This is a genomic window from Methylobacterium nigriterrae, assembly GCF_037106235.1.
In the GTDB taxonomy this organism is placed as follows: domain Bacteria; phylum Pseudomonadota; class Alphaproteobacteria; order Rhizobiales; family Beijerinckiaceae; genus Methylobacterium; species Methylobacterium nigriterrae.
In genome coordinates, this window is record NZ_JBAWTG010000522.1 from 1 (window position 1) to 503 (window position 503).

The 503-nt window shown below is 62.6% G+C and carries 1 protein-coding gene; it reads right to left on the reverse strand.

Annotation, left to right across the window (positions count from 1 at the left end; genetic code table 11):
• Positions 1-117: 117 nt before the first annotated feature.
• Positions 118-279: a hypothetical protein gene (locus WDW90_RS38045; RefSeq protein WP_336492864.1), complete on the reverse strand. Its 162-nt coding sequence runs from the start codon at positions 277-279 to the stop codon at positions 118-120.
• Positions 280-503: the final 224 nt, after the last annotated feature.

Below are 503 nucleotides of genomic sequence, written 5' to 3' on the forward strand. Positions count from 1 at the left end.
CAGCTTGAGCAGGTGTGGCTGTGACGAGCCGTCTACAAGGTTGTGACGGTACGCTTGGCGTGAACCGCCTCCGTCGGCAGATTCCTTCGGTGGCCGGAGCGCTTCAGCGAGTTCCGCTCAGTTTCGTTTGCCTCCGGTTGAGGCCGCGCAACGTGAGAGGCGTGCAAACACCTCAACGAGAGCCTCGGCTTCCGGACCTGTGAGATCGCTGATGCAGAGGCTGCCCTCGACAAAGACGGTCCAGACGCCGTCGTAGGTGGCTTCTTTGTGGATCTGCATGGCTGGACACCTCACCGGGGCAATGATGCTCGCCGGACCGGGTTCCGGGTCGGAGGCATATCGGACTCCGCCTCACCGCTTGTTGAGATCCGGCAATGGATCTCCTCTTCCCCACTCCGTCGCCACGCTCATCCGTACGGTGCAGAGATGCTGCCCATCGGCTGAGCGAACCACAGCAGCGAGGGCAGCTTCGTGCTCACCGACCGTGATCACCCGGGCAAGCT